Source organism: Nitrobacter sp. 62-13 (assembly GCF_001896955.1).
In the GTDB taxonomy this organism is placed as follows: domain Bacteria; phylum Pseudomonadota; class Alphaproteobacteria; order Rhizobiales; family Xanthobacteraceae; genus Nitrobacter.
On the sequence record NZ_MKRN01000076.1, the window covers coordinates 1 to 2,079 of the forward strand.

The 2,079-nt window shown below is 63.3% G+C and carries 1 protein-coding gene and 1 pseudogene; both read left to right on the forward strand.

Annotated features, from left to right (window positions below; genetic code table 11):
* The coding region (locus BGN91_RS07310; RefSeq protein ID WP_366408362.1) for a putative PEP-binding protein at positions 1-1,204 on the forward strand (1,204 nt) is incomplete at its 5' end.
* 322 nt (positions 1,205-1,526) lie between these two features.
* Positions 1,527-2,079: pseudogene (locus BGN91_RS07315) on the forward strand (cell wall hydrolase); the annotation flags it as partial.

The window sequence follows — 2,079 nt, forward strand, 5'->3', positions numbered from 1 at the left end:
AAGCGGCACCATGACCGTCGGCGACCGCGTCTTCAAGGTCGGCGACGTCATCACCATCGATGGATCGCTCGGCCAGGTGCTGGCGGGACAGATGCCGATGATCGAACCCGAATTGTCGGGCGAGTTCGGCACGCTGATGGGATGGGCCGACGAGGTTCGCAAGCTCCGCATCCGCGTCAATGGCGACACGCCGGCCGACGCCCGCACGGCGGTGAAGTTTGGCGCCGAGGGGATCGGCCTGTGCCGCACCGAGCATATGTTCTTCGAGGAAACCCGAATCCGCACCGTGCGCGAGATGATCCTGGCCGAAGACGAGCAGGCGCGCCGCGCGGCATTGTCGAAATTGCTGCCGATGCAGCGCGCCGATTTCGTCGAACTGTTCGAGATCATGAAAGGACTGCCGGTCACGATCCGGCTGCTCGATCCGCCGTTGCATGAGTTCCTTCCGCATACGCAAGCCGAGATCGAGGAAGTCGCGCGCGCGATGAATACCGATCCGCGCCGGCTGGCTGACCGCGCCCGCAGTCTGGCCGAGTTCAATCCCATGCTTGGCTTTCGCGGCTGCCGTCTCGCGATCGTCTATCCCGAGATCGCCGAGATGCAGGCCCGCGCGCTTTTCGAGGCTGCGGTCGAGGCCGGCAAGCGCACCGGAAAGGCGGTCGGCCTTGAGGTGATGGTGCCGCTGATCGCGACCAAGGCGGAGTTCGATCTGATCAAGGCGCGGATCGATGTGACCGCGCAGTCGGTGATGCGCGAGACCGGAGTCAGGCTGAATTATCAGGTCGGCACCATGATCGAACTGCCGCGCGCCTGTCTTGTGGCGGGCGAGATCGCGGAAAGCGCGGAGTTCTTTTCGTTCGGCACCAACGATCTGACGCAGACGACCTTCGGCATCAGCCGCGACGACGCCGCGAGCTTTCTCGGTACGTATATCGCGAAGGGCATTTTGGAGATCGATCCGTTCATCTCGATGGACCGCAACGGCGTCGGAGAACTGGTGAAGATCGGCGTCGCCCGCGGCCGCAAGACCCGGCCGAATCTCAAGGTCGGCATCTGCGGCGAACACGGCGGCGATCCGGTATCGGTGGCGTTCTGCCATGAGATCGGATTGAACTATGTGTCGTGCTCGCCCTATCGCGTGCCGATCGCGCGCCTTGCCGCCGCGCAAGCCGCGCTTCGCAAGACCGTTGCAAACCAGGCCTGATCGCCCGTCCCGTTTTGGGAAATTGCGGCCGCGCCTTTGGACGCGTTTCCTTCACGCAAACCGGCATCTCTCCTCGGGTCAAGCCCGAGGACATGCTTCGCGCGAAAACGCTATAGCGTTGACCTGATCTTTACCATTCCGCCGGAGCGGTTGTTTACCAACCTTTGCAACGTCCGCGACCGACCCCGACTACGCTCTTGCCTGTGGTGCGCGCGCATCGCCGATTAACGGCCTCGCAACTTTAATTGGATATTACCGAAATCGATCGAATTGCACCGACCGTGCGGATCGATCGCATGTGTGGCGTTGCGTGAGCGTGTCGATGTTTGTGTTGCGTAACCAACCGAAGGGTGCGCGTCTTGCACTCTTCGGTTTCGGTCTCTGCTTCTTCGCATTGATCCCGAACGAAACCGGCTATCAGGATATCGCCGCGCTGTTGGCGCATCAGCCCGGCGTTGCCGAACGCTGGCAAAAGCGTGTGTTCGCCTCCGCCGTCAGTTCGATTCAGGTTGCCACCTTCAGCTTCGGCCGTCCCGTCGGCACCGCCGCGCCGCGTGCGGCCACGCTGCTGCTTGCAAGCCTCGACGATCAGAGCGGCGGCATCGTTGCGCGTAACCCGCTGCTGCGGCCGCCGCCTCGCTACCGGGCTTCTGATTTTCCCAAGGTCGATCGGACGCTGAAAGGCGATCGTCTGACTATTGTGGCGCCGGAGACGCAACCGGGAGCACCGGCGAGCGCGCCGCAGGAGTCCCCGACATCGAATACGTCGGTGATGGGAGCCAAGACCGCGGCGGCCACGCATGCCGCCGAGCCGGCGGCGCTCGATCCCGAACTGGCGGAAGCGCTGAAAGCGCCGCCGCTGCCGCAATATGATG